Below are 24817 nucleotides of genomic sequence, written 5' to 3'. Positions count from 1 at the left end.
CCTCCGAACGCATGGGGTGAGCGCGGGCACGCTGATCCGAAACCCGTCCAAATTCACCTTCGGTGCGGTCCGTCTGAGCCGTGGATTGGCCTGTCCAGAGGCAGAGGTCATGTCGCGCGGCGCACGCGGATACTTGATCCTGCGGAAAGCGACAGAAATACGTGGGAATATCTTCGCGCAATGTCAAATGGCCAGACGGAAAATCTAAAGATATGCGACAAGATGGCCTTTGGAGGGCTGCGAAAATGGTGCATCCTTGGGCTGCGGGTCGGATTCTGGTGCAGACAGCAGAAGGGACGCTCCGCCGCGCAAGAAAAAGATCGGCAGCTGAATGGCAACCGCAACAAGTCGCAGGGAATTTCTGAGGGGGAGGATCGGGCACGACGCCCGCTCTGTGATGCGTCCGCCGGGCGCGTCTGCCGCGTTTCTGGACGCCTGCACGCGCTGTTCCGACTGCATTTCCGCCTGCCCCGAAGGGATCCTTGTGCGCGATGCGGATAACGGCCCCGTGGTGGATTTTTCGAAAGGCGCCTGCACGTTTTGCGGGCAATGTGCCGAGGCCTGTCCGACCGAGGCCCTGATGCCGGATCGGGTCGCGGCCTGGTGCTGGAAGGCGCGGGTGGCTGACAATTGCCTGTCGATGAACGGTGTCACCTGCCGCAGCTGCCAGGATTCCTGCGAATCTTCGGCAATTTCATTTCGTTTGGCGTTGGGAGGGATTTCTCGGCCTGTAATTGACCTCGGTCAATGCACGGGGTGCGGCGGATGTGCTTATTCCTGCCCAACTGGCGCCATCGACTTCTATCATCCGGAAATCACGAACAAGGAGGCTGCGGAGTGAACATCTGTGGATGCCTCGTGCATGTTGCAAAGGACAAGGCCGACGCGGCCAAGTCCAAAATGACCGGCATGGCCGGGGTCGAGGTCCATGCCGCCACCGACGACGGAAAATTCGTCGTGGTGGTGGAAGACACCGACGACAAACGCGCCTCTGACCAGATCATGGCGCTTCACCAGATCCCCGGCGTGATTTCGGTCACGCTGAACTACCACCATTTCGAAGACCTTTCCCAGCGGGTCCCACTCGCCAGTCGCTAAGCCGGAGAACAGACGCATGACCATTTCGGACTCTCGCCGGACATTCCTGAAAGCCACCGCCGCCGCCAGCACCGCCGCGGCCGCGGGCATTCCTCTTGCAAGCGGCCAGGCCGCCGCACAGGTACGCACCCCCGACATCCGCTGGGACAAGGCCGCCTGCCGCTTCTGCGGCACCGGCTGTTCGGTTCTGGTCGGCACCAAGGACGGCCGCGTCGTGGCCACCCAGGGCGACCCCGATGCCCCGGTGAACCGCGGGCTGAACTGCATCAAGGGCTATTTCCTGTCCAAGATCATGTATGGGCAGGACCGGCTGACCACACCGCTGCTGCGCAAGACCAATGGCGTCTATGACAAGAACGGCGAGTTCGAGCCGGTGAGCTGGGACGAAGCTTTCGACATCATGGCCGAGAAGTGGAAAGAGGCGCTGGCCAAGAAGGGCCCGACTTCGGTCGGCATGTTCGGCTCGGGCCAGTGGACGGTCTGGGAAGGCTATGCCGCCGCCAAGCTGATGAAGGCCGGCTTCCGCTCCAACAACATCGACCCCAACGCGCGGCACTGCATGGCCTCGGCCGTGGTCGGCTTCATGCGCGCCTTCGGCATCGACGAGCCGATGGGCTGCTACGACGATCTGGAACATGCGGATACCTTCGTGCTCTGGGGCTCGAACATGGCCGAGATGCACCCGATCCTGTGGTCGCGCCTGACCGACACCCGCCTGACCAAGCCGGGCTGCGAAGTGCACGTGCTGTCGACCTTCGAGCATCGCAGCTTCGAGCTGGCCGACAACGGCATGGTCTTCACGCCGCAGGCCGATCTGGCGATCCTGAACTACATCGCCAATTACATCATCCAGAACGACGCGGTGAACTGGGATTTCGTCAACGCCCATGTGAACTTCAAGCGGACCGATACCGATATCGGCTATGGCCTGCGCCCCGAGCATGAGCTTCAGCAGGCTGCGGCCAACCCGGATTCGGGCAAGCTGTCGGACATGACCTTCGAGGAATACGCCGAGTCGGTGTCCGAATATACGCTGGAGAAAGCCTCCGAGATTTCCGGCGTTCCCGAAGCGCAGCTTGAGCGTCTGGCCCAGCAATACGCCGACCCGGACCGCAAGGTCATGAGCCTGTGGACCATGGGCTTCAACCAGCACACCCGCGGATCCTGGGTGAATGGGCTGATGTACAACGTTCACCTGCTGACCGGCAAGATCTCGGAACCCGGCAACTCGCCCTTCTCGCTGACCGGCCAGCCCTCGGCCTGCGGCACCGCGCGCGAGGTCGGCACCTTTGCCCACCGTCTGCCCGCCGACATGGTGGTCGCCAACGACAAGCACCGCGAGATCTGCGAAACCGCCTGGAACATCCCCGAAGGCACCATCCCGCCGAAGCCGGGCTTCCATGCAGTGCTGCAGAACCGGATGCTGAAGGACGGGGTGCTGAACGCCTATTGGGTGCAGTGCAACAATAACATGCAGGCCGCCCCCAACATGAACGAGGAAGGTCTGCCGGGCTATCGCAACCCGGAGAACTTCATCGCCGTGTCGGACCCCTATCCGACCGTGACCGCCATGTCCGGAGACCTGATCCTGCCCACGGCCATGTGGGTGGAAAAGGAGGGCGCCTATGGCAACGCCGAACGCCGCACCCAGTTCTGGCACCAGCAGGTGGATGCACCGGGCGAGGCGAAATCGGACCTGTGGCAGTTGATGGAATTCTCCAAGCGCTTCACGGTCGAGGAAGCCTGGGGCGATGAACTGCTGGCCAAGATGCCGGAGCACGCGGGCAAGACCCTGTACGAGGTCCTGTTCGAGAATGGCGTCGTCAACCAGTTCCCGCTGTCGGAAACCGCCGAGGGCTTTGCCAACGCCGAATCCGATCACTTCGGCTTCTATGTCCAGAAGGGCCTGTTCGAGGAATACGCCGCCTTCGGGCGCGGCCACGGCCACGACCTGGCGCCCTTCGACATGTACCACAAGGCCCGCGGTCTTCGCTGGCCGGTGGTCGACGGCAAGGAAACGCTCTATCGCTTCCGCGAGGGCTATGACTCCTATGTCGAAGAGGGCAAGGGGGTCGAGTTCTACGGCAACCCGGATGGCCGCGCGAAGATCATCTTCGCCCCCTTCGAGCCTGCCCCTGAAGTTCCGGATGAGGAATTCGACCTGTGGCTCTGCACCGGTCGGGTGCTGGAGCATTGGCATTCCGGGTCGATGACCCGTCGGGTGCCGGAACTGCACCGCGCTTTCCCGTCCGCCGTGGTCTACATGCATCCTGACGATGCCCGCGACCGCGACCTGCGCCGGGGGCAGGAGATCCTGATCTCCTCGCGCCGGGGCGAGATGCTGAGCCGGGTGGAAACCCGGGGCCGGAACAAGCCGCCGCGCGGCCTGGTCTTCGTGCCGTGGTTCGACGAGGGCCAGCTCATCAACAAGCTGACGCTGGATGCGACCTGCCCGCTGTCGAAGGAAACCGACTTCAAGAAATGCGCCTGCAAGGTCGAGCGCGCCTGAGCCCGGACTGAGCCAAGGAACGCAACGCCATGCCTGCCGAAGGAGGAAAGCCACGCTCTACCGACCGCCGCCGGTTCCTTCGGGACGCGGCGCGGGCGGCGGGCGGGTGCGCGATTGCCGGGATGGGTCTGACCTATCTGGCGCGGGATGCCCGCGCCTTGCCGGCCGAGGCGTTGCGGCCGCCCGGCGCGTTGCCAGAAGACGACTTTCTGGCGGCCTGCATCCGCTGCGGGCTGTGCGTGCGGGATTGTCCCTATGACACCTTGAAACTGGCGGAACTGGGAGAAGACGGGCCGGCCACCGGCACGCCCTATTTCACCGCCCGCGACGTGCCTTGTGAGATGTGCGACGACATCCCCTGCGTGGCAGCCTGTCCGACCGGCGCGCTGGATCCGGCGCTGGACAATATCGACGACGCCGAAATGGGGGTCGCGGTCCTGGTCGATCAGGAAAACTGCCTGAACTTCCTCGGGCTGCGCTGCGATGTCTGCTACCGGGTCTGCCCGGTGATCGACAAGGCGATCACGCTGGAATTGCGCCACAACGAGGTCTCGGGCCATCACGCCATCTTTGCGCCCACGGTGCATGCGGAATATTGCACCGGCTGCGGTGTCTGCGAGAAAAGCTGCGTCCTGCCGGAAGCCACGATCAAGGTGCTGCCGATGCGGCTGGCCCGGGGCAGCTCGGCGGAGCACTACCGCAGGGGTTGGGAAGAAAAGGAACTGAAGGGCGCGCCGGTGGTCGAAGGCATCATCGATCTGCCCGACCGCCTGCCCGGACCGGGCACCGACAACCTTGCCGCGCCCGGCGGGTTCGAGCCGGCCTTCAAGCTTCCGGGGGCAGGGCAATGAGCGTCAAGACAAGACTGCCCGTCGGACAAGAGGCCATCCGCGAAAAAGGCTGGATCGGCGCGCATCGCTTCTTGCTGTTGCGGCGCCTGAGCCAGGCGTTCTTCCTGGTCTTGTTCCTGCTGGGACCGTGGTTTGGCCTATGGTGGGTCACCGGCACGCTGGCCGGGTCGCGCACCTTCGGGGTGCTGCCGCTGACCGATCCGCTGGTGCTGCTGCAAGGCATGGTCGCCGGGCATTGGCCGGAGTTCACCGCCCTGCTGGGCGCGGTCATCGTGTTGGTGGCCTATGGGCTGATTGGCGGTCGGGTCTATTGCTCGTGGGTGTGCCCGATCAACCCGGTCACCGATGCCGCCCATTGGCTGCACGACAAGCTGGGGATGCCGAGGGGCTGGCAGCCCAAGCGCAACACGCGCTTCTGGATCCTTGGCGCGGTTCTGGCGGCCTCGGCGATCTCGGGCACCATTGCGTGGGAGTTGATCAACCCGATCACCATGCTGCACCGCGGCCTTGTCTTCGGCATGGGCTTTGCCTGGGCGCTGGTCGTGGCGGTGTTCCTGTTCGACCTGGTGGTCGCCCGGCGCGGCTGGTGCGGTCACATCTGTCCGGTCGGCGCATTCTACAGCCTTGTTGGCGCCCGCAGCCTGCTGCGCGTCAGTGCGGTCAACCGGCAGGCCTGCGACGACTGCATGGACTGCTACGCGGTCTGCCCGGAACAACAGGTGATCTCGCCTGCCCTGAAGGGCAAGCCGGGGGAGACCCCGATCATCCTTTCCCCAGACTGTACCAACTGCGGGCGCTGCATCGATGTCTGCTCGGTCGATGTCTTCGCCTTCACCCATCGCTACGACCAACGTGTCGTCCCCCTCACGGAACCGGCAGAGCCCAATGCCACCAGAAACGCCGCCTGAACGGAAGAACGGAGAACAAAGATGAATAAGCAGGTCCTTGCGGGTGTCTCCGCCCTGGTCGTAACCCTTTCTCTGGCCGGATGGGCCGTGGCGCAGGGGGCCGGAGGCGTCACCTCGCTTCGCGGCGCCGATGTGGACGAGCCGCAGTTGCTCGACCAGGTGCCGCGCCAGATCGAAGGCCGCATGGTGCGAAACTACCGCCAGCAACCACCCCTGATTCCGCATTCCGCCACCCAGTACCAGATCGATCTGCGCACCAACCAGTGCCTGAGCTGTCACGACTGGACCAACGCCGGAGAACGCGGCGCGCCGACCCTGTCGATGACCCATTACCTGGATCGCGACGGCAACGAGCTGGACCAGGTCGCCGGAACCCGCTGGTTCTGCAACCAGTGCCATGTGCCGCAAGCCAACACCCCTGAGCTGGTCGGGAATGATTTCCAACCGTCCACGAACCTGCGCTGAACCGGTGAGGTCAAGGAGACACCAACATGGCTGATCCAAAAGACAAGACACGACGCAAGGGCCTGCTTGGCTTGTGGGACAGGTTCTGGACCCCGAACGGGATACTCAGCATCGGTTTCATTCTGATCGCGGGCTTTCTGACCGGCATCATGTTCTGGGGCAGCTTCCACTGGTCGCTGGAACTGACCAACACCGAGGAATTCTGCGTGTCCTGCCACACGATGGAAACAAACCTCGGCGAATACCGCGAGACCATCCACTACAACAACCACTCGGGCGTGCGCGCAACCTGCCCCGATTGCCACGTTCCGAAGGAATGGAACCACAAGGTCAAGGCCAAGATCATGGCCGCCAAGGACGTGTACCACGAGTTGCTGGGCACCATCGCGACCGAAGAGAAATACGAGGAACGGCGGTTGCACATGTCGGCCTCGGTCTGGCGCAAGATGAAGGCCTCGGACAGCCGCGAATGCCGCAACTGCCATGCCTTCGAATACATGGATTTCACCATTCAGGAAAACCGCGCCTCGGCCGAACACCAGCGCGCGCTTGACAACAATATGACCTGTATCGACTGTCACCAGGGCATCGCCCATGCGCTGGCACCGGGATACATGGAAGAATACAAGAAGATCGTCGAGGAACTGGGCGGCGAGCCGGAACTGTCGCAAAGTTCGATTGTCGATCTGCAGGCGATCCGCAGCTTCCTGAGCGAAAAATCCGAATGAGCAGAGACATCGACCGGCCCTCCGCCGTGTGCGGGTGGCCGGGTGGACAGACATCTACTTGGGAAGGCTGGTATGCTTGATTTCTTTGGAACCATTGCGGGCAACATCCTCAGTTTGCCGGGGATTCTGGGCCTTGCCCTTGGGATGATGACGCGAAACTGGTCGCTGGCGGCCTCGATGGGCGGCTTTGTCGGCATCCTGAACACGCTGATCTTCGCGCATTTCTCCTTCGCCGAGATTGCCGTCTACGACCTGTTGATCGCGGTCGGTGTGGGCGCCGCGGCGGGCCTTGTTGGCTGCGCCATCCGGCACCGGGGCGCGCTGGCCTGACAAACCGGCGCGGCGGCGCGGCCAGGCAGGCGCGGAACAGGCCGCCGACCTTCGGGTTCGGCGGCTTTTCCATGCGATAGGGCCGCTTTCGCGGATCCCGGACCCTGCCCTCGGGGCCGTGACCGGGCGCATGGACCGCACCCAGATGGTACTGGCGGGTCTGCACCACCACCAGCCAGGACAGGCGTGGCATGTGAAGGCGACGATCATGTCCAGCTCCAGCGCACCGCCGCGTCCCGCAGGGCCTCGCCCCGGCGGTCAGGCCGATGCGGCTGGCGATGCGCACCAGAAGCCGGGTGTCGAATCAGCGCTCCAGTAACTGGCTCTGGCAGCTGAGCGCTGGGACCGAAATGTTCAGCCGGTCTGTCACGGCGTGGATGGAATCCGACTGCGACACGACGATGAAGGATCGGATTTCACGGGTGAAGACAGACATGGGGCATGTGTTAGAATTCACGCAACGCCATGTGACGTGTTTTCTACCCTTGAAACGGCCCGGGTCGGTCTAGGACTTGGGCGACCCCACCAACCCCGGAGGTTCCATGCCCGACGATCTGAAACTCCTGCAACGGACAATCGACATTGCCCTGGAGTCCCGCGCCTCGGGAAACCATCCTTTCGGGGCGCTTCTGGCGGATGCGGATGGCAACATCCTGATCGAATGCGGCAACACCCACAGCACCGATGGCGGCACCGGCCATGCCGAGCTGAACGTGGCGCGGGCCGCCGCCGGTGCCCATAGCCCCGAGTTCCTTGCCGGATGCACGCTTTATACTTCGGTCGAACCCTGCAGCATGTGCGCCGGGGGCTGCTATTGGGCCGGGATCGGCCGTGTGGTCTTTGGGATGACCGAGGTGCGGCTGGCCGAACTGACCGGCGACAATCCCGAGAATCTGACCATGTCGCTGCCCTGCCGGCAGGTGCTTGCCGCCGGCCAGCGCGACGTGCAAGTTTCGGGGCCGTTTCCCGAACTCGAAGCGCAGATCCTGCGCACCCACGAGGGGTTCTGGTGATCTGTCGTCAGCCCCGGAAATTCCGCGAGAAGGTAAACCGAATGACACGGGCCCTCTGACCGCTTCGGCCGGGTTGGCCGGACTGGCGCTGCCCGCCGTGTCGCAGGACAAGGTGACCGATCCGCTGACCAAATCCGATCCCGGCGCGCTGGGGCCGCCGCTGATGACCGGACGCGCCGATGCCATCATCGCCTGGCTGACCGACGAGGCGCGCTCCAAGGGGCAGGCCGCCGAAGCCGGCGGGGATGGTGGTCCTGCCCTGGGCCGATGCCGGTCTGGCGCTGTATGCCGCCGCCCGTGGCCGCGGACAGGTTCCTCGCAAAGCGTCCCGACGTGGCCCGCCGCTTTGTCGCGGCTTTTCGGAACTCGCTGGAGTTCGCTCAGGCCAACCCGGATGCCGCAGTTGCCGCACAGGTGCCGGAACTGTCGGCGGAAGACGTCAAGGGATCGTGGCTGGATGCCTCGCAACTGGTGTTCAACCGGTGTCCGACGAGCCGGGACCGGGCACTTTGATGCGGAACGGCTGGCCGCCACATGGGCGCGGATTTCGGCGGCACAGGGGTTGGACGCAGATGCGCTCGATCCTGAAAGCGTCGTCGACCGTTCCTTCCAGATGTCGGAGCAAGCCCCTTGGCCCTGGTGAAAGATGCCATCCGCGTCGACGGCCCGAACCAGAGCTTCGCACCCGAAAGCGGGCCGCTGACCGCGCTTTCCGGCGGTATGCAGCAAAGGGTGGGCATCGCCCGCGCGCTTTTCCTGAACCCCGACATCCTGCTGATGGACGAACCGTTCTCGGCGCTGGACGCGCTGGCCCGCGACGCCATGGCGCATGAACTTCTGTCTCTGAGCGACCCGAACCCCAAGACCGTGCTGTTCATCGCCCATTCCATCCCCGAGGCGATGTTGCCGGCCGACCGGATCGTGGTCATGGGCGCCCGCCCGGGCCGGATCGGCGCCGACATGGCGGCGCCGCTTGGCCGCCCCCGCGATGACACCGCCCTGCGCGCGCCCGAGGTGCAGGAGTTTGCCGCCGAGTTGTGCAACCTGCTGATCGTGAGGGAGGTCGCGTGATGTGCGTCGATGCCGATATCGCTGCTCCGGTGCAGAAGCGCGCGGACCCGCTGCTGGTGGTGATCCAGTCGGTGCCTGTGGTGGCGGTGGCTCCGATCATCATCGTGGTGCTGGGCACCGACGATGCGCCGCCCAAGGGCGGGGTCATGGCCTGCACCATCGGCGACATGCCGATGCGCTGGTCCGATGACAGGCTGCTGTCATATCTGCGTCGGATGCGGATGCCGAAACCCGCCGAAGACGTGGGCCCGCGCTATTCGAACGCCTATTTCGCGCAGGCCAACATGGACACGCTGTTGGCCGACCCGGAAGGCAAACACGCGGCGTTGACGGCGCATGACGGCACCCAGATGCGCCTTGGGGCCAATGGCGGCAAGAATTGGGCCGCACCAACACTCAGCATCCCGCAGAGAGAAAAGCGCCCCCCGCCGCGGTGCGGTGGGAGGCGCCAATGGTCGGATCGTGAAGTCCTACAGGTCGACCACGGTCTGGCGCTGCTCGCCCAGCCCGTCGATGCCCAGAGTCACCACGTCGCCCTGTTTCAGCCAGACCGGCGGCTTCATGCCCATGCCAACGCCCGGCGGGGTGCCGGTGCAGATCAGATCGCCAGGCTCAAGACGGGTGAATTCGGACATATAGGACACGATGGTTTCCGCGTCGAAGATCATCGTGCCGGTGTTGCCGGTCTGCATCCGCGTGCCGTTCACGTCCAGCCACATGCCAAGGGCGTTCACATCGCCGATCTCGTCCGGGGTCACCAGTACCGGGCCGGTGGGGCAGAAGTTGGGGAAGGACTTGCCCTTGACCCACTGGCCCGCGCGCTCGACCTGCCAGGCGCGTTCCGACACATCGTTGATCAGCACGAAGCCCGCGATGTGATCCATCGCCTGATCCTTCGAGATGTTCAGCGCCGGTTTGCCGATGACGATGCCCAGTTCGACCTCCCAGTCCAGCTTGGACATCTTCGGGCTGTAGAGAATGTCGTCGTTGGGGCCGCAATAGGTCGAGGACGCCTTGTTGAACAGGATCGGCTCGGGCGGGATCTCCATGCCGGCCTCGGCGGCGTGGTCGGAATAGTTCAGACCGACGCACCAGATGTTCAGCGGCTGCGCCACCGGCGGGGCCAGGCGCTTGCCGTCGATATCGGCCACCGGAAGGCTGGCCGGATCGACGCCGCGCAGCTTGTCCAGTGCGCCCTCGGCCAGGCTTTTCGGGCCAAAGTCGCCCACCACCGAGGAGGCATCGCGCGCCACCCCGTCGGCGTCGAGCACACAAGGGATCTTGGCACCGTCGCGGGCACCGTAACGTGTCAGTTTCATGCGGTCTCTTTCTGTTTCTTTCCCCACCAGGTGCCGGCCAGCGGCGCGCCACCCACGAAACTGCCCGATCCAGGCTCGTCCTGGATGCGCAGACATTCATTCCATTTCACCATACGTTCCGAGCGAGTGAAACTGCCAACTTTCAATTGACCGCCGCCAAGCCCGGTGGACAGGTGGCTGATCGAGGTGTCCTCGGTCTCGCCCGACCGGGCCGAAACGATGGCGCCCCAACCATGCGCGCGGGCGGCCTTGAAGGTCTCGACGCTTTCGCTGACGGTCCCGGCCTGGTTCACCTTGACCAGCACGGCGTTGCAGGCCCCGGCCTTGGCGGCCTCTTCGACCAGCTTGGCATTGGTCACCAGATAGTCGTCGCCGATGATCTGCACCCGGTCGCCGAAGCGGCGGGTGAATTCGACCATGCCGTTGACGTCATCCTCGCCCACCGGATCCTCGATCGAGGCGATGGGATAGGCGTCCAGCCAGCCGCCCAGCATGTCGATCAGCGCGCCGCTGTCCATGTCGCGATCTTCCAGCGCCAGACGGTAGCTGCCGTCCTTGCGGAATTCCGACGCCGCGATGTCCAGCGAGATCACGACCCGGTCGCCGGGGGTTTCGCCGGCCTTCTCGATGGCGGCGACAAGGGTTTCCAGCGCCTCTTCGTTGCTGTCGAACATCGGCCACCAGCCGCCCTCATCGGCGACGCCGGCCAGTTTGCCCTTCTGGGCCATGATGTCTCCGGCGGCGAAATAGACCTCGTTGGTGATCTCCATCACCTCGTCGAAGCTGGTTGCGCCCGGCACCATGATCATGAAGTCCTGAATATCGACGCGCCGCCCGGCATGGGCGCCGCCGCCGAAAATCTGGATCTCGGGCAGGGGGATGCGGGGCGTGGTGCCATAGTGATCGGCCACATGACGCCACAGCGGCTTGGCCGCCGCCGCCGCCGCCGCGTGCAGCACCGCCAATGAGGTTGCCACGGTGGCATTGCCGCCCAGCGTTTCCTTCAGCGGCGAGGGGTCCAGCGCCAGCAGCGCCTGATCCGCCGCCGCCTGGTCGGTGACATCGCAGCCGCGCAGCGCTGCCGCGATCGGGCCATTCACGCTGGCCAGAGCCCGGCTGACGTTCTTGCCGCCCAGGCGGTCGCCGCCATCGCGCAGATCGATGGCTTCCCGCGTCCCGCGTGAGGCCCCGGCGGGGGCGATGGCGCGGCCCAGAAGACCGTTGTCCAGCACCACATCCACTTCGACCGTCGGATGCCCGCGCGAGTCCCAGACCCTGCGCCCGCGCACTGTTTCAATGGATGTCACGTGTCGTGCTCCTTCAGGTGTGTGTTCAGTCGGTCTACGAATTGCGCCAGCGTTTCGGCGGGGTCCGACAGAAGATCGGTAGCCGCCACGCGCACGATTTGGCGTTCGGTCTCATCGAGGTATTCCACCGGCGATTTGCCATCGACCCGGCCCAGCATCAGTCCCGGCAGCAGGCGGCAGATGCGGGCCTCCAGATCGGCGGCGGGCTCCCAGCTGACATGCGGGGCATGGGCGGCCCAGAGGGCGCCGACGCTGTCCAGAAGGCGGGTACGGCTGTCGGGCAGGTGGATCGCCTTCAGCACCAGATGGTTCAAACAGAAAGAGGGGTCAAAACTGGCGTCGCCCATTGTGGCGCATTCCGCGTCCAGCAGGACCGGCCCGGCGGCGCGGAACAGGATGTTCTTGGGGCTGACATCGCCGTGCACCAGCACCTGCGTGCTGTCATAGAGCATCTCGGCCAGCCCGTTCAGCTTGTCGGCCAATGCGGGATGCGCCTGCGCGGTGAATGTCAAATAGGGTTCGATCCGAAGGGCGCGGAAATCATCACGATTGTCGAAGGGACCCCGGTCGAAATCCGGCGCGGCCGAGGCCGCATGGATCTGCCCCAGCAACTGGCCAACCTTCGCCGCTTCGCCCCGGTCCGGCTTCTGATCCAGCAGCGCGGACTTCCACAGATAGACATCGTCGCCGTCCAGGAATTCCATGGCGAACCCATGCTGTTCGGGGGAACGTCCGAACAGCTGCACCGCCCCCTCGGGGCAGACCTGTGCCGCCACCTGCAACCACGCGTATTCCGCCGCATTGCGATGCACCGGCGCGTGCCAGTCAGCGGCCACCTTCAGCTTTGGTAGGGCAAATTTGACGACGAAGCTGCGCCCGCCCGCCGTCACCCGCGCAATGTCCGAGGCAACGCCCCCGGTCAGCGGTGCGACGGTGTCGATCTGGTCGCGCGCGGCGATCCCCAACTCTTCGGCCAGGGCCGCACAGCGGTCGTGCAGGGCATCCATCGGCAGCTTCCCATTGTTTATGTTCACGTGAACATGTCTTGCTCATCCTGTCGAAACTGTCAAGACTGGGACGCAGAATCCCTGCTCCCGACCTGATCCGAAAGCCGCAATGTCCGAGCGCGTCACGATAAAATCCATAGCCCGCGATCTGGGGATTTCGCACATGACGGTGTCGCGGGCGCTGTCCGGCCATCCCAGCGTGCTGAAGGAGACCCGCGAGGCGGTACAGAATCGGGCCCGCGAGCTGGGCTATGTCAAACATGCGGCCGCCAATGTGATGCGGGGCCAGACCACGCGGATCGTCGGCCTGCTGCTGCCCAATATCGTCAACGAGTTCTACGCGCGTTTCGCCAACACCATGGCGCTGGCCTGCGAGGCGCAATCGCTGCAACTGATCATCCATCTGACCGGCGACGAGGCCGGGGCCGAGCGTCAGGCGCTGGCGCGGCTGAACGAGGTGCAGGCGCAAGGGGTGGTGATGGTGCCGGTGCCCGGCAGTGACGGGGCCATGACGCTGAAGCCGCGCCCGATGTCGGTGGTGCAACTTATTCGGCAAAGCGGCGCGGATGCCGCCCCAACGATTCTTGTGGATGACGATCAGGCCTTGCAAGGCGCGGTGGCGCATCTGGCAGAGAAGGGGCATCGGGCGATTGCCTATATCGGCGCCGACAGCCGGTTGTCGTCGGGCCAGTCGCGGCTGGCGTCCTTTCGCGCGGGGCTGGAACGGGCCGGCGTGGCAGAGCGGCCCGAACTGCTGTTTACCGGTACCCCCACGGCAGAGATCGGCGCGCAACGGATGCGGCAGGTGTTGGGGGACGGCGCGGCCACGGCGCTGGTCTGCGGCGGGGTCGAAATATCCAACGGCGCGTTGTCGGCCATGATGGCGGCAGGGGTGTCGCCCACCGGCCCGTTCGATCTTGTGGGCTATGGCGATCCGTCGTTCTACGCGTGGATCGGTGGAGGACTCACCACCATTGGCGTGCCGGTTGAGCGTCTGGCGCACAAGGCTGTGGAGTTGATGGTTGCCGCCTCGCCACCGCCCCGCATCCATCGGTTCGAGGCGGCGTTGATCGTCAGACCGGGATCCCCGCCGGGATAGGATCAAGGGCGGGTGGGCGCAGGTTGTATCCGCCGCCCGAACCCGTCCGAGTATTTCTTACCGGGCCGCGACCAGCTCGATCAGCTTGCGGTGGTCGGCGTCGAACTTGCGGATGCCTTCGGCCAGTTTCTCGGTCGCCATGGCGTCGGCGTTCAACTCCCAGCGGAAGGTGGCCTCGTCCATGGTGATCGGGGCCATGCCGCTGGCGGCATCGGGCGACAGCACGCGGGGCAGATCGGCCTCGTCGCGCGACAACTCGTCCAGTAGAGCGGGGGCGATGGTCAGGTTGTCACATCCCGCCAGAGCCTTGATCTGGCCCGCGTTGCGGAAGGACGCCCCCATGACCACCGTGCCGATGCCGTTCGACTTGTAGTAGTCATAGATCTTGCGCACCGACTTCACGCCCGGATCTTCCTCGGGGGCATAGTTCTCGACGCCTTCGGCGGCCTTGTGCCAATCGGTGATGCGGCCCACGAAGGGCGAGATGAGGAACGCGCCGGCATCGGCACAGGCCACGGCCTGGGCCATGCAGAACAGCAACGTCAGGTTGCAGTCGATGCCCTCTTTCTGCAGGACTTCCGCCGCGCGGATGCCTTCCCAGGTCGAGGCCAGCTTGATCAGGATGCGGCTTTTGTCGACACCGCGCGCGGCATAGTCGGCCACGATGTCATGGGCACGCGCCACCGAGGCCTGCGTGTCGAACGACAGGCGGGCGTCCACCTCGGTCGATACCCGGCCCGGCACCAGCTTGGTCAGTTCGGCACCGACGGCTACGGTCAGCGTCGCGGTGATCTGTTCGGGGCTCAGCCCCTTGGCGCGTCCGGCGGCGATCTCGCGGGCGATCATCTCTTCCGATGCGGGATCCTTGGAGGCGGCCAGCACCAGCGAGGGGTTGGTGGTGCAATCCACCGGTTCATAGCGCTTCACCGCCGCCACTTCGCCGGTGTCGGCGACCACCACGGTCATGGCGCGGAGTTGTTCAAGTACACTGGTCATTTTCTTGCTCCTGTGTTGGCGCCTGTATCTCTCAAAAGTCTGTTGCGGGCAACTCTTGTGTTAACGCTATCAAGCCGAAAAGAAGTTGGCGGCTGCTGCGTGCTGGCCCGAGTCCGAACCCTAGCATACAACTGGGGCATGACTTCGGACCAGATCATCCTGTTCGGCCTGTTCGGCTTCGTGTTCGCCCTGCTGTTGTGGGGGCGGTTCCGCTATGACCTCGTGGCGTTTTCGGCGCTGATCCTGGGCGTCGTGCTGGGGCCGATCCCGGCCGAGGATGCGTTTTCCGGCTTCGGCCACCCGGCCACGCTGGTGGTGGCGCTGGTACTGATCGTCTCGGCGGGGCTGGTCCGGTCCGGGGCGGTGGGGCTGATCACCCGCACGCTGGTCGATCCCGAGCGTGGGCTGGGCGCGCATATCACCTTCATGGGGGCCATCGGCGGGGTGCTGTCGGCCTTCATGAACAATGTGGCCGCGCTGGCGCTGCTGATGCCGGTGGACATCCAGACCGCGAAAAAGGCCGGGCGCGCGGTGCGTCTGTCGCTGATGCCGCTGTCGTTCTGCACCATCCTCGGTGGCATGGTCACACTGATCGGCACGCCGCCCAACATCGTCGTGGCCACCATCCGCAAGGACACGCTGGGCGAGGGCTTTCGCATGTTCGACTTCGCGCCGGTGGGCGGGGTCACCGCGCTGGTCGGGCTGGCCTTCGTGGCGCTGGTCGGCTGGCGGCTGATCCCGCAGCGCGACGGTGAAGGCGCGATTTCCGATGCCCGGCAGGCGGTAAAGGACTATGTCGCCGAGCTGTCGGTGCCCGAGGGTTCGCCCCTGATCGGCAAACGCCTGTTCGAACTCTATGAACCGGCCGAGAAGAACGACGTGGCGATCCTGGGACTCGTGCGCGGCGGCCAGCGCCGTTATGGCACGCAGCGTAATACGCTGCTGGAAAGCGGCGATACCATCGTGATCGAGGCGCAGCCCGAGCCGCTGGACGACTTCCGCACCACCCTGGGGCTTGAATTCGCCGGCGAGGCCGACCAGAAACGCCTGTCTGCCGAGGGCGCGGGTCTGTCGATCACCGAGGTGGTGGTGCCCGAGAGTGCCCGCATCGCCGGGAAGACCGCCCGCAGTCTCGGGCTGGCCTGGCGGCAGCGGACGATCCTGCTGGGTATCTCGCGGCAGGGCCGTTCGATCGCCAGGGAAGTGCGCAAGACCACGGTGGAGCCGGGCGACATCCTGCTGCTGCTGACCCCGGAGGGCGAGGGTGAGGCGGTGGCCGACTGGCTGGGCACCCTGCCGCTGGCCGACCGGGGGCTGGCGGTGACCGATGCCAGCAAGGTCTGGCTGGCCATCGGCATATTCGCCGCCGCCGTGGCACTGGCCTCTGTCGGGCTGGTGTATCTGCCGGTGGCGCTGGGGATGGTGGTGGTGGCCTATGTGCTGACCGGGATCCTGCCGCTGTCGGACATCTACGATCACGTGGAATGGCCGGTGATCGTGCTGCTGGGCTCGATGATCCCGCTGGGGGCGGCGCTGGATGCGGCGGGGGGAACGGCCCTGATCGCCAACGCGCTGGTCGGGCTGACCGCGGGCTGGCCGGCCTGGGCGGTGCTGACGGTGCTGATGGTGGTGACCATGACCCTGTCGGATGTGCTCAACAACACCGCGACAGCGATTGTCGCGGCTCCGGTGGGCATCCAGATGGCCCGCAGTCTGGACGTCAGCCCAGACCCCTTCCTGATGGCCGTGGCGGTGGCCGCGTCCTGCGCGTTCCTCACGCCCATCGGTCACAAGAACAACACGCTGATCCTGGGGCCGGGGGGCTATTCCTTCGGCGACTACTGGCGGATGGGGCTGCCGCTGGAAATCCTTGTGGTCGCCACCTCGGTGCCGATGATCCTGCTGGTCTGGCCCATGTGACCCGCGCCCGGACGGGCTTGCGCTGCGCCTGCGTGCCGTCCTATGCCCAAGGGGACCCGACAGGACTTGCCCCGATGACACGACAGCTTCGCCTTGCCAGCTACAACATCCGCAAAGCCGTGGGGCTGGACTATCGCCGTGATCCGGGGCGGATCCTTGATGTCATCAACGGGCTGGATGCCGATGTCGTCGCCATTCAGGAAGCCGACAAGCGTCTGGGCAACCGGCCCACGGCGCTGGATGTCGAGGCCTTGTTGCGCGACACCGATTTCCAGATCGCGCGTCTTGCCGACAACGAGGTCAGCCTGGGCTGGCATGGCAACGCGGTGCTGGTGCGGCGCGGGCTGACCATCCACCGGGTTGACCGCATCGAACTGCCGGGGCTGGAGCCGCGAGGCGCGGTGCAGGTCGACGTGGGCACCGACACCGGCCATCTGACCGTGGTCGGCACCCACCTGGGCCTGTTGCGCCCCTATCGGCTGGAGCAACTGACGCGCATCCGCGCCCATCTGGCCGAAACCGGGGCGGGGGCCACGGCGATTCTGGGCGATTTCAACGAATGGTCCGACACGGCGGGGCTGGAGCCGCTGGCCGACGGGTTCGCGGTCATCAGCCCCGGCAAATCCTTCCACAGCGCCCGCCCGATGGCGGGGCTGGACCGCATCGCGCTGAGCACCGGGGTCGCGTTGCGCGATGCCGGGGTCGAACAGGGCAAGCTGGCGAAGGTGGCCTCGGATCACCTGCCGATCTGGGGCGATGTCACCCTGCCCGACCTGACCGGAGGCTGAAGCCGAGGCCGGAGCCGTCAGCCCGTGGGCTTTGGGGCCGTGATGGCGGCATAATCCTGCGGCTCGCGGTGCAACGCGAAGTTGAACACATTGGCGCGGGTTTCCGAACAGCGGTTAAGATCGACCTCGGCGGTGATGATCTCGTCGCCGCTGGTCGCGGCACGGGCCAGGATTTCCCCGGTGGGCGCGACGATCACGCTGCCGCCGATCAACTCGCTGCCTTCCTCCATCCCCGCCTTGGCCACCGCCACGGCCCAGACGCCATTCTGGTAACACCCGGCCTGGATCGACAACTCGTTGTGGAAATACTGCAGGTGGTCGTGTTCAGGCGCGGGCGGGTAATGCAGCGGCGTGTTGTAGCCCAGAACCACCAGTTCGGCCCCGCCCAGACCCAGCATCCGCCAGGTTTCAGGCCAGCGCCGGTCGTTGCAGATGCACATGCCCAGCTTGCCGCCGAAGGCGTCGAACACCGGAAAGCCCAGATCGCCCTTTTCGAAGTAGCGTTTTTCCAGATGCTGGAACGGGCGCCAGGGTTCGTCTTCGCGGTGGCCGGGCAGGTGGATCTTGCGGTACTTGCCGACGATGGCGCCGGTCCTGTCCACAAGGATCGCGGTGTTGAAATACCGCCCCTCGGCGGTCAACTCGCCATAGCCCAGGTGAAAGCCGATACCCAGATCGCGGGCCAGATCGAACAGCGGCTGAACCTCGGCATTGGGCATGGCGGTTTCGAACCAGCCGTCGATCTCGGCCCGGTCGGTCATGAACCAGCGTGGGAAGAAGGTGGTCAGCGCCAGTTCGGGAAACACCACCAGTTCTGCGCCACGCGCATGGGCGTCACGCATCAGCGCGCACATGCGCGCCACCGCCGAGGCGCGGCTGTCCCCGCGCTGGATCGGGCCCATCTGGGCCCCGGCCACGACGAATTTCCGGCTCATGGTTCCACCCCTGCCAAATCGCACACGAGGTCGAGCAGCACCTGCGTGCCCGCGATGATATCAGCCTCGTCGCTGTGTTCCTTCACGTTGTGACTGAGCCCCTTGTGCGAGGGGATGAAGATCATCGCCGTCGGACAATTGGGCGCGAACATCTGCGCGTCATGGCCCGCGCCCGAGGGCATCCTTTTCACGGACAACTGGCGCGACCTCGCGGCGGCCTCGACCTTGTCCACAAGCCCTGCGTCGAAGGCCACGGGGGCAAAGCGGGCCAACGGACGATGGGTCAGGGTGCACCCGGCCTCGGCGGCGGCGGCCTCGGCAAAACCCGTCAGCCGCCTGGTGGCGGCCTCCAGCACCGCGCCGTCGGTGTTGCGCAGATCGACGGTCAGCCGGGCGTGGTCGGGCACCACGTTGACCAGACCGGGGGACACCTCGAAGACGCCGACAGTGGCCACCTGCGGCGGGCCGTTGTCGGCGGCGATGGCGTCGGCCTCCCGCGCGATGCGCATGGCCACCTGTCCGGCGTCGCGGCGCAGCGCCATGGGCGTGGTGCCAGCGTGGTTGGTCTGGCCGTGCACGGTGAATTCGGTCCAATGGATGCCCTGCACGCCGGTGACCGCACCAATACGCACCCCGTCCTGTTCCAGAACCGGCCCCTGTTCGATATGCAGTTCCAGAAAGGCTGCCGGAGTGATCGGAGCGGCGTCGCCGCGATAGCCGATGCGGTCCAGGTCCTCCTTGACCACGCCACGGCCATCGGTGGCGGTGACCGCCAGCATCTCGTCCAGATCCAATGCCCCCTGATGCACGCCCGAGCCCATCATGTCAGGCGCGAAACGCGCGCCTTCCTCGTTGGTGAAGGCGGCCACGGCGACGGGGCGTTGGGTGCGCGCCTCGCTGGTGTTGAGCGCGGCGATGATCTCCATCCCCGCCAGAACCCCCAGCGCACCGTCATACAGCCCGCCGGTCGCCACCGTGTCGATATGCGAGCCGACCATGACCGGCGCCCCATCGCCGGTGCCGGGGCGGATGCCCCAGATGTTGCCAATGCCGTCGATCGAGACCGTCAGGCCAAGCGCCCGCATCCCCGCGACCAGCCAGTCGCGCCCGGACTTGTCGGCCTCGGTCAGGGCCAGTCGGCAGACGCCACCGCCCTCCAGCGCGCCGATGCGGCCCAGTTCGGCCAGCCGGGCCAACATGCGGTCAGGGCAGATTTCCGGGGTCATGCGGCGCCTTTCCGAATGGTGGCGGCGGGCGCCCCCACGAGGTCTTGGTACAGCGTGGGATCGGTGTCGCCTTCGGTGCCGAACAGCAGCACGCGGGCGTCGGGGCCAAGGTGCAGCAGGCGCCGAGCCTCGGCATCCTCGGCCAGCGCCAGCAGCCCGGCCAGACCGGCCACGGCGGATTCGCCGGCGACAACCGCGGGATCGCCGCCCGTCGGGAAGGCCAGATGCTTCATCGCGGCCACTGCCGCCGCGTCGGTCACCGCCATGACGGCATCGGCGTGATCCTCCAGCACCGCCCAGGCCAACGCCGAGACCTCGCCGCAGGCCAGCCCGGCCATCAGCGTATCCAGATCGCCTTCGACCACCGCCGGTTTCCCGGCGCGGAAGGATTCCAGGAAACAGGCGGACAGATCCGGGTCGCACAGCACGATCACCGGGCGGGCATCGCCCCAGCGCCGCTTGGCTTGGGCTGTGACCGCTGCGGCCATGCCGCCGACGCCGGTTTGCAGGAAGATGTGGGTCGGGGGCTTGTCCAGCGCGTCGAAGGCTTCGGCGGCCATGATCTCATAGCCCTGCATCACGTCCTTGGGCACTTCCATGTAGCCGGGATAGGAGGTGTCCGAGACCACGAACCAGCCTTCGCGCCGGGCGGTGTCCTGTGCCGCGCGCACGCTGTCGTCATAGTTGCCGTTGCAGCGGCGCACCTCGGCCCCGAAGCTTTCGATGGCGGTCTTGCGGGCCTCGGATACAGTGGCGTGGATGAAGATCACGCAGGCGCAACCAAAGGTCTGTGCCCCCCAGGCGACCGAGCGTCCGTGGTTGCCATCGGTGGCGCAGCACACGGTGATCTTCGCGGCCAGATCGGGGTGGGCGACCTGCGTGACCTCCTCCATTGTCACCGCGCGGCCCAGGGCCTTGCCCAGTTCCGCTTGCAGCAGCCGCGCCACCGCATAGGCCCCGCCAAGCGCCTTGAAGCTGCCCAGCCCAAAGCGCCCGCCCTCGTCCTTGTAATGCAGGCTGGCGACCCCGGCCGTTTCGGCCAGATCGGGCAGCGCCACCAGCGGCGTGGGCGCATAGCCCGGCCACTGGCCGATGGTGTCCCGCGCGGCGGCAAAGCCCGCGTCGCTGAGGATCGCGTTCTGAGCCTCGGTCCAGGGGTTGGTCGGGGCCGCCGCCGGGTTCAGGCGCAGCGTGTAGGCGCCGGGGGTGTCCGGGCCGCGGGTCAGCTCGATGGTCATGGGATCCTCGAATGTCATGCCCCGGTCAGGGCGGGGTCCGGGCACCGAAGCGGCGCCCGGACCGGATGGCAAGGCTCAGAAGTTGCCGCGTTCCTCTTCGATCGAGGCCAGCATCGCGTCCAGCAGGGCCATGCCCTCGGCGCCATAGCTGTCTTCGATCAGCGCGCGCACGGCGGGCTGGGCGGCCTCGGCGAAGCGGGCCTGCTCCTCGGGCGTCACCACGTTGACCTCCATCTTCTCGGCCAGCGCGGGCAGGCCGCGATCCGAGGCTTCGATGACCCGGCTCATGGCGCGGCCCGCGTCGGTGGCCACATCGGCAGCCCAGCGGATCAGGTATTGATCCTCGGCGCTCAGCCCGTCCAGGAACTCGGCGTTCATAGTCCAGATGTAGGGCGTGATCAGGTGGTTGGTGACCGACAGGTATTTCTGCACCTCGTCGAACTTGGCAAAGGCGATGATCGGCACCGGGTTCATCTGGCCGTCGGCCACGCCGGTCTGCAGGGCGGTATAGACCTCGGCCCAGGGCAGCGGTGTCGGCTGGCCGCCCAGCGAGGAAACCATGGTCTCATGGGTCGGCAGGGTCATGGTGCGGATGCGCTGGCCTTCCATGTCCTCGACCGAGGTGATCGGGGCCTTGCCCGAGGTGAAGGCGAAGAACCCACCGGAATCCAGCAGGCCCAGAACCTCAAGCCCGGTCTTGTCTTCCAGATCGGCGACGAAGGCCTCGCCGAAGGAGCTGTCGGTGTCGATCACCTTGGACGCGACGCCGATGTTGGGGAACGCGAAGGGAATGTCGAAGACGCCGACCAGCGGATAGTGCTGCGCGATCCCGCCCGACGAGGAAATCGTGCTTTCCACGAGGCCCGAGCGCACCTGGTCGATGACCTCATTGTCCTTGCCAAGCTGGCCGTTGGGGAAGACCTGCACCTCGATCCGGCCGTTGGAATTGGATTCCACCAGCGAGGCAAAGACCGCCGCCATGGCGCCCGAATGCGAGGCGAAGGGATCGTCGGGGTTCAGATGCGCCAGACGCAGGGTTATGTCGGCGGCGGTCGCGCCGGTGGCAAGGCAGGCACCGATCAGCGCGGCAGAGGCGTATTTCAGCAAAGACATGGGATATTCCTTTCCTATTGGGACGTTCAGCCGGGGGTCAGAGCCCCAGCAGCCGTGGGACGAAGAGAGTGAGATCGGACCAGAAGGCGATCACCAGAAGGATCGCCACCTCGGCCAGAATGAAGGGCCAGAGCTCGCGGGTGATGGCCTCGACCTTCTCGCCGGTGACCGAGGCCAACACGAACAGGCAAGCGCCCACCGGTGGCGTCATCAGCGAGATGTTGAGCGCGAGGATGATCATGATGCCGGCGTGCACCGGGTCCATGCCGATCTGCAGGGTCAGCGGCGCCAGCACCGGCGCCAGGATGATCAGCGTGGCGTTGATGTCCATCACCAGCCCGATCACCAGCAGCAGGATCAGGATCATGCCGATGATGATGTTGGGGTTGTCCGAGACCGCCAGCATGGCCTCGGCAATCGCCTGCGGGATGCGGTTGAAGGTCATCCACCAGCCCAGGATCGAGGCGGCGGCGATGATCAGGAAGATCACCCCGGTGATGCGGGTGGTGCGCACCGCGATCTCGTACAGGTCGCGCCACGTCAGCGCCCGGTAGATCACCCCGCCGACGAACAGCGCATAGGCGACGGCGATGGCGGCGGCCTCGGTCGGCGTGGCAAAGCCGCCCAGGATCGCGCCGAGGATGAACAGCGGCAGCAGGGCCGCCAGGAAGCCTTCGCGCAGGGCTTGTCCCACGGCGCGCAGGCTGGGGCGGCCTTCGCCCTTGGGCAGGTTCTTGCGCCGCGCAGTCAGGGCGATCACCGCCATGCAGATGCCGCAGATCAGCAGCCCCGGCAGGATACCCGCCGCGAACAGCCCGGCGATGGACACCCCCATGATCGAGCCATAGATGATCGCCAGCGTCGAGGGCGGAATGGTCGGCCCGATGATCGATCCCGCCGCCGTCACCGCCGCGGCATAGGATTTCGAATAGCCCGCCTTGTGCATGGCCGGCACCATCGTGTTGCCGAAGGCCGCCGCATCGGCGGTGGCCGACCCGGTGATGCCCGCGAACATGACCGAGGCCACCATGTTGGAATGGGCCATGCCGCCGCGCATCCAGCCCACCAGTGCATTCGCCAGCTTCACCAGCCCCTGGGTGATGCCCGAACGGTTCATGATCTCGCCCGCCAGGATGAAAAACGGCATCGCCAGGAAGGGAAACAGGTCCAGCCCGGCAAACAGCCGGTCCGGCGCCATCTGCATGAAGCGCGGCCCCATGTCGAGAATGCCGATCATGCCCGAGACCCCGATGGCAAAGCCCACCGGCATGCCCAGGGCCATCAGCCCGAAAAAAGCGATTGCAACCAGAAGTGCACCCATCAGTCGTCTCCCGGATCGACCAGCGTCGCGCCCAGAGCCTTGGGCGCCGTGTCGTTGAAAAAGTCGTGGATCCCGATCAGGGCCAGTTGCACGCAGGCCATGCCCGCCGCCAGAGGCACGCCAAGGAAGGGGTAGCCCTTGGGAATGGCGTAGATCATCGTCAGCCGCGAGAACCCCTTCTCGGCGAAGCCGATGCCGTAGTAGAACAGTGCCGCGAAGAAGACGAAAGCGATCACGTCGAACCCGGTGGCCAGCCAGCGGCGCACCGGGGCGGGCAGACGGCTGAAGATGAACTCCACCCCGATGTGTTCGCGATGCGCGATGCCCGAGGAGACCGCCAGCAGCGCCATCCAGATCATCAGGTAGCGCGCCAGTTCCTCGGTGAAGGTCATCGGCAGCGGGATGACATAGCGCGCCAGGATGCCAAGCCAGACATCCAGCACCAGCAGCACCAGAAGTGCGACGCAGACACGTTCCACCACCCAGTTGACGCGGAGGCTGAGCCGCTTGGCTTTTTCCGAGATTGGGGACACGTTGGCTCTGGCCTCTCTGGCTGGGACTTGACGTACAAAGAGAAAGACACTTTTCTTTTATCATGGAACAACGAAAATCCTATTTCATTTTGCCGGCGGCACGACGTGCCTGAAAAGCGGGCAAAAAATGGCACGCGCCCGATGCCGCAGCGCATTCACGAGGCGTTTTCGGGACTGCCCGAGGGCGAGAGGCGCATCGCCGATTCGGTGCTGGAGAACCCCGCCGAACTGGCCGTGCTGACCGGGTCGGAACTGGCGACGCGCGCCGGCGTGTCCAATGCAACCGTCAGCCGCTTTTTCCGGCGCATCGGATATGACAGTTTCGATCAGGCACGGCAGGAAGCACGCAAGCTGCGGGCCGGGGGCTCGCCGCTGTTCACCGGGGCCCGGTCCGGGTCCGGCGGCCATCTGTCGGACCTGCTGCACAGCGAAATCGAGGTTCTGGAAGGCACCCTGTCGCGGCTGAACCCGCTGACCCTGAAAGACATCAGCAGCGCCCTGGCAACGGCCCCCCGCGTGCGCTGCCTGGGCTACCGCAACAGCCACTTTCTTGCGCAATACGTCACCGCGCAACTGGCGCAGATCCGCCGCGCCGTGTCGCCGCTGCTGCTGCCGGGGCAGACGCAGGCCGAAGGGATCGCCCTGCTGGAACCGGGAGACCTGGCCATCGTGGTGGGGCTGCGGCGACGGCCTGCGGGATTCAACCGCGTGGTGGCCGAGATCGCCGATCGCGGGGCACGGATCCTGCTGATCACCGATCAATCCGTGCGCGAGGCCCCGGCGCTGGCCACATGGACCATCGAATGCCAGGTGGACACCCCGCATTTCGCCGACAGCTATGTCGGCGCAATCTCGATCCTGCGGCTTCTTGTTCTGGAAACCCGCCGCGCCCTTGGCGGGGCCGGGCAAAGCTATCTGGAGGATGTCGAGGCGCTGCGCATCCGGTTGAACGAATTGGAGTAAGCTGCGCCGCTGCACGTCCCCGGCTGCGATCTATCCCGGGTCGGGCCATCCGGTTTTCCCAACTCGCTTGCGGATTTCC

At 65.7% G+C, this 24817-nt stretch carries 27 protein-coding genes; 16 read left to right on the top strand and 11 right to left on the bottom strand.

Annotated elements, in window-relative coordinates; all coding sequences use genetic code 11:
- The 9 genes from AB0T83_RS17020 to AB0T83_RS16980 all read left to right on the top strand — a co-directional run.
- Positions 1–208: hypothetical protein (locus AB0T83_RS17020; protein ID WP_366194424.1), on the top strand; the 208-nt coding region annotated here is incomplete at its 5' end.
- Between the two features lie 123 nt (positions 209–331).
- Complete coding sequence (gene napF, locus AB0T83_RS17015; RefSeq protein ID WP_366194423.1) at positions 332–841, top strand: ferredoxin-type protein NapF; 510 nt, start codon at positions 332–334, stop codon at positions 839–841.
- A complete protein-coding gene (locus AB0T83_RS17010) occupies positions 838–1098 on the top strand; it encodes a chaperone NapD (RefSeq protein ID WP_366194422.1) in 261 nt (86 codons plus the stop codon). The genes napF and AB0T83_RS17010 overlap by 4 nt, the downstream gene beginning before the upstream one ends.
- Positions 1099–1114: 16 nt before the next feature.
- Positions 1115–3607 (top strand): nitrate reductase catalytic subunit NapA, encoded by a 2493-nt coding sequence (gene napA, locus AB0T83_RS17005; RefSeq protein ID WP_366194421.1) that lies wholly within the window; start codon positions 1115–1117, stop codon positions 3605–3607.
- Between the two features lie 29 nt (positions 3608–3636).
- Entirely contained in the window at positions 3637–4458 is an 822-nt protein-coding gene (gene napG / locus AB0T83_RS17000; RefSeq protein WP_366194420.1) for a ferredoxin-type protein NapG, read from the top strand.
- On the top strand, positions 4455–5366 hold the full coding sequence (gene napH, locus AB0T83_RS16995) for a quinol dehydrogenase ferredoxin subunit NapH (protein WP_366194419.1): 912 nt from the start codon (positions 4455–4457) through the stop codon (positions 5364–5366). The genes napG and napH overlap by 4 nt, the downstream gene beginning before the upstream one ends.
- Before the next feature lie 21 nt (positions 5367–5387).
- A complete protein-coding gene (locus tag AB0T83_RS16990) occupies positions 5388–5831 on the top strand; it encodes a nitrate reductase cytochrome c-type subunit (RefSeq protein ID WP_366194418.1) in 444 nt (147 codons plus the stop codon).
- Between the two features lie 26 nt (positions 5832–5857).
- Entirely contained in the window at positions 5858–6559 is a 702-nt protein-coding gene (locus tag AB0T83_RS16985) for a NapC/NirT family cytochrome c (RefSeq protein ID WP_366194417.1), read from the top strand.
- Positions 6560–6631: 72 nt separating this feature from the next.
- Positions 6632–6889, top strand: a complete 258-nt coding sequence (locus AB0T83_RS16980; RefSeq protein WP_366194416.1) for a hypothetical protein — start codon at positions 6632–6634, stop codon at positions 6887–6889.
- Positions 6890–7193: 304 nt separating this feature from the next.
- On the opposite strand, the gene AB0T83_RS16975 is transcribed toward AB0T83_RS16980, so the two are convergent.
- Positions 7194–7325 (bottom strand): helix-turn-helix domain-containing protein, encoded by a 132-nt coding sequence (locus AB0T83_RS16975; protein ID WP_366194415.1) that lies wholly within the window; start codon positions 7323–7325, stop codon positions 7194–7196.
- Between the two features lie 106 nt (positions 7326–7431).
- Here AB0T83_RS16975 and AB0T83_RS16970 point away from each other — a divergent pair, with 106 nt between their 5' ends.
- The 3 genes from AB0T83_RS16970 to AB0T83_RS16960 all read left to right on the top strand — a co-directional run bounded on the left by AB0T83_RS16970 (position 7432) and on the right by AB0T83_RS16960 (position 8973).
- Positions 7432–7902 carry a nucleoside deaminase gene (locus tag AB0T83_RS16970; RefSeq protein ID WP_366194414.1) on the top strand — a complete coding sequence of 157 codons (471 nt, stop codon included), beginning with the start codon at positions 7432–7434 and terminating at the stop codon, positions 7900–7902.
- 285 nt (positions 7903–8187) lie between these two features.
- Positions 8188–8415: an ABC transporter substrate-binding protein gene (locus AB0T83_RS16965; protein ID WP_366194413.1), complete on the top strand. Its 228-nt coding sequence runs from the start codon at positions 8188–8190 to the stop codon at positions 8413–8415.
- A 126-nt stretch (positions 8416–8541) separates the two neighbouring features.
- The gene (locus AB0T83_RS16960; RefSeq protein WP_366194425.1) at positions 8542–8973 is read left to right on the top strand and encodes an ATP-binding cassette domain-containing protein; all 432 of its coding nucleotides are present in this window, start codon (positions 8542–8544) and stop codon (positions 8971–8973) included.
- Between the two features lie 470 nt (positions 8974–9443).
- Here AB0T83_RS16960 and AB0T83_RS16955 read toward each other — a convergent pair whose 3' ends face one another.
- From AB0T83_RS16955 to AB0T83_RS16945, 3 genes are read right to left on the bottom strand one after another with little or no spacing between them, the layout of a single operon-like run.
- On the bottom strand, positions 9444–10292 hold the full coding sequence (locus tag AB0T83_RS16955) for a fumarylacetoacetate hydrolase family protein (protein WP_366194412.1): 849 nt from the start codon (positions 10290–10292) through the stop codon (positions 9444–9446).
- A complete protein-coding gene (eno, locus tag AB0T83_RS16950) occupies positions 10289–11599 on the bottom strand; it encodes a phosphopyruvate hydratase (protein ID WP_366194411.1) in 1311 nt (436 codons plus the stop codon). The genes AB0T83_RS16955 and eno overlap by 4 nt, the downstream gene beginning before the upstream one ends.
- The gene (locus AB0T83_RS16945; protein ID WP_366194410.1) at positions 11596–12633 is read right to left on the bottom strand and encodes a phosphotransferase family protein; all 1038 of its coding nucleotides are present in this window, start codon (positions 12631–12633) and stop codon (positions 11596–11598) included. The genes eno and AB0T83_RS16945 overlap by 4 nt, the downstream gene beginning before the upstream one ends.
- Before the next feature lie 82 nt (positions 12634–12715).
- Between AB0T83_RS16945 and AB0T83_RS16940 the strand changes: the two genes are divergently transcribed.
- Entirely contained in the window at positions 12716–13705 is a 990-nt protein-coding gene (locus AB0T83_RS16940; protein ID WP_366194409.1) for a LacI family DNA-binding transcriptional regulator, read from the top strand.
- Positions 13706–13762: 57 nt separating this feature from the next.
- Here the strand turns inward: AB0T83_RS16940 and tal are convergent, their stop codons facing one another.
- Positions 13763–14701: a transaldolase gene (gene tal / locus AB0T83_RS16935; RefSeq protein ID WP_366194408.1), complete on the bottom strand. Its 939-nt coding sequence runs from the start codon at positions 14699–14701 to the stop codon at positions 13763–13765.
- A gap of 138 nt (positions 14702–14839) precedes the next feature.
- Between tal and AB0T83_RS16930 the strand changes: the two genes are divergently transcribed.
- Together AB0T83_RS16930 and AB0T83_RS16925 are read left to right on the top strand one after the other, a co-directional pair.
- Entirely contained in the window at positions 14840–16621 is a 1782-nt protein-coding gene (locus tag AB0T83_RS16930; RefSeq protein WP_366194407.1) for an SLC13 family permease, read from the top strand.
- A 74-nt stretch (positions 16622–16695) separates the two neighbouring features.
- Complete coding sequence (locus AB0T83_RS16925) at positions 16696–17409, top strand: endonuclease/exonuclease/phosphatase family protein (protein ID WP_366194406.1); 714 nt, start codon at positions 16696–16698, stop codon at positions 17407–17409.
- 17 nt (positions 17410–17426) lie between these two features.
- Here AB0T83_RS16925 and AB0T83_RS16920 read toward each other — a convergent pair whose 3' ends face one another.
- The 6 genes from AB0T83_RS16920 to AB0T83_RS16895 form a co-directional block, all read right to left on the bottom strand.
- The gene (locus AB0T83_RS16920; RefSeq protein ID WP_366194405.1) at positions 17427–18344 is read right to left on the bottom strand and encodes an N-carbamoyl-D-amino-acid hydrolase; all 918 of its coding nucleotides are present in this window, start codon (positions 18342–18344) and stop codon (positions 17427–17429) included.
- A complete protein-coding gene (locus AB0T83_RS16915) occupies positions 18341–19570 on the bottom strand; it encodes a Zn-dependent hydrolase (RefSeq protein WP_366194404.1) in 1230 nt (409 codons plus the stop codon). Before AB0T83_RS16915 ends, AB0T83_RS16920 begins: the two co-directional genes overlap by 4 nt.
- The gene (locus tag AB0T83_RS16910) at positions 19567–20808 is read right to left on the bottom strand and encodes a diaminopropionate ammonia-lyase (RefSeq protein ID WP_366194403.1); all 1242 of its coding nucleotides are present in this window, start codon (positions 20806–20808) and stop codon (positions 19567–19569) included. Before AB0T83_RS16910 ends, AB0T83_RS16915 begins: the two co-directional genes overlap by 4 nt.
- Positions 20809–20883: 75 nt before the next feature.
- The gene (locus AB0T83_RS16905; RefSeq protein WP_366194402.1) at positions 20884–21921 is read right to left on the bottom strand and encodes a TRAP transporter substrate-binding protein; all 1038 of its coding nucleotides are present in this window, start codon (positions 21919–21921) and stop codon (positions 20884–20886) included.
- Positions 21922–21958: 37 nt separating this feature from the next.
- Complete coding sequence (locus tag AB0T83_RS16900) at positions 21959–23242, bottom strand: TRAP transporter large permease (protein ID WP_366194401.1); 1284 nt, start codon at positions 23240–23242, stop codon at positions 21959–21961.
- Entirely contained in the window at positions 23242–23775 is a 534-nt protein-coding gene (locus tag AB0T83_RS16895) for a TRAP transporter small permease (protein WP_366194400.1), read from the bottom strand. Before AB0T83_RS16895 ends, AB0T83_RS16900 begins: the two co-directional genes overlap by 1 nt.
- 141 nt (positions 23776–23916) lie before the next feature.
- Here AB0T83_RS16895 and AB0T83_RS16890 point away from each other — a divergent pair, with 141 nt between their 5' ends.
- Positions 23917–24738 carry a MurR/RpiR family transcriptional regulator gene (locus AB0T83_RS16890; protein ID WP_366194399.1) on the top strand — a complete coding sequence of 274 codons (822 nt, stop codon included), beginning with the start codon at positions 23917–23919 and terminating at the stop codon, positions 24736–24738.
- The last annotated feature ends 79 nt before the right edge of the window (positions 24739–24817 follow it).

Origin of the sequence: Meridianimarinicoccus marinus, assembly GCF_040689105.1 — a bacterium.
In the GTDB taxonomy this organism is placed as follows: domain Bacteria; phylum Pseudomonadota; class Alphaproteobacteria; order Rhodobacterales; family Rhodobacteraceae; genus Meridianimarinicoccus; species Meridianimarinicoccus marinus.
This window is presented reverse-complemented; position numbering and strand designations above follow the sequence as displayed.

Excerpts from the sequence above, each read along its gene's own strand:
- AB0T83_RS16955 (WP_366194412.1), bottom strand. The coding sequence starts at position 10,292 with ATGAAACTGACACGTTACGGTGCCCGCGACGGTGCCAAGATCCCTTGT.
- AB0T83_RS16985 (WP_366194417.1), top strand. The coding sequence starts at position 5,858 with ATGGCTGATCCAAAAGACAAGACACGACGCAAGGGCCTGCTTGGCTTG.
- AB0T83_RS16890 (WP_366194399.1), top strand. The coding sequence starts at position 23,917 with ATGCCGCAGCGCATTCACGAGGCGTTTTCGGGACTGCCCGAGGGCGAG.
- AB0T83_RS16920 (WP_366194405.1), bottom strand. The coding sequence starts at position 18,344 with ATGAGCCGGAAATTCGTCGTGGCCGGGGCCCAGATGGGCCCGATCCAG.
- AB0T83_RS16910 (WP_366194403.1), bottom strand. The coding sequence starts at position 20,808 with ATGACCATCGAGCTGACCCGCGGCCCGGACACCCCCGGCGCCTACACG.
- AB0T83_RS16915 (WP_366194404.1), bottom strand. The coding sequence starts at position 19,570 with ATGACCCCGGAAATCTGCCCTGACCGCATGTTGGCCCGGCTGGCCGAA.
- napG (WP_366194420.1), top strand. The coding sequence starts at position 3,637 with ATGCCTGCCGAAGGAGGAAAGCCACGCTCTACCGACCGCCGCCGGTTC.
- napA (WP_366194421.1), top strand. The coding sequence starts at position 1,115 with ATGACCATTTCGGACTCTCGCCGGACATTCCTGAAAGCCACCGCCGCC.
- AB0T83_RS16980 (WP_366194416.1), top strand. The coding sequence starts at position 6,632 with ATGCTTGATTTCTTTGGAACCATTGCGGGCAACATCCTCAGTTTGCCG.
- AB0T83_RS16900 (WP_366194401.1), bottom strand. The coding sequence starts at position 23,242 with ATGGGTGCACTTCTGGTTGCAATCGCTTTTTTCGGGCTGATGGCCCTG.
- AB0T83_RS16975 (WP_366194415.1), bottom strand. The coding sequence starts at position 7,325 with ATGTCTGTCTTCACCCGTGAAATCCGATCCTTCATCGTCGTGTCGCAG.
- AB0T83_RS16930 (WP_366194407.1), top strand. The coding sequence starts at position 14,840 with ATGACTTCGGACCAGATCATCCTGTTCGGCCTGTTCGGCTTCGTGTTC.
- napF (WP_366194423.1), top strand. The coding sequence starts at position 332 with ATGGCAACCGCAACAAGTCGCAGGGAATTTCTGAGGGGGAGGATCGGG.
- tal (WP_366194408.1), bottom strand. The coding sequence starts at position 14,701 with ATGACCAGTGTACTTGAACAACTCCGCGCCATGACCGTGGTGGTCGCC.
- AB0T83_RS16990 (WP_366194418.1), top strand. The coding sequence starts at position 5,388 with ATGAATAAGCAGGTCCTTGCGGGTGTCTCCGCCCTGGTCGTAACCCTT.
- AB0T83_RS16905 (WP_366194402.1), bottom strand. The coding sequence starts at position 21,921 with ATGTCTTTGCTGAAATACGCCTCTGCCGCGCTGATCGGTGCCTGCCTT.
- AB0T83_RS16940 (WP_366194409.1), top strand. The coding sequence starts at position 12,716 with ATGTCCGAGCGCGTCACGATAAAATCCATAGCCCGCGATCTGGGGATT.
- napH (WP_366194419.1), top strand. The coding sequence starts at position 4,455 with ATGAGCGTCAAGACAAGACTGCCCGTCGGACAAGAGGCCATCCGCGAA.
- AB0T83_RS16965 (WP_366194413.1), top strand. The coding sequence starts at position 8,188 with ATGCCGCCGCCCGTGGCCGCGGACAGGTTCCTCGCAAAGCGTCCCGAC.
- AB0T83_RS16925 (WP_366194406.1), top strand. The coding sequence starts at position 16,696 with ATGACACGACAGCTTCGCCTTGCCAGCTACAACATCCGCAAAGCCGTG.
- AB0T83_RS16970 (WP_366194414.1), top strand. The coding sequence starts at position 7,432 with ATGCCCGACGATCTGAAACTCCTGCAACGGACAATCGACATTGCCCTG.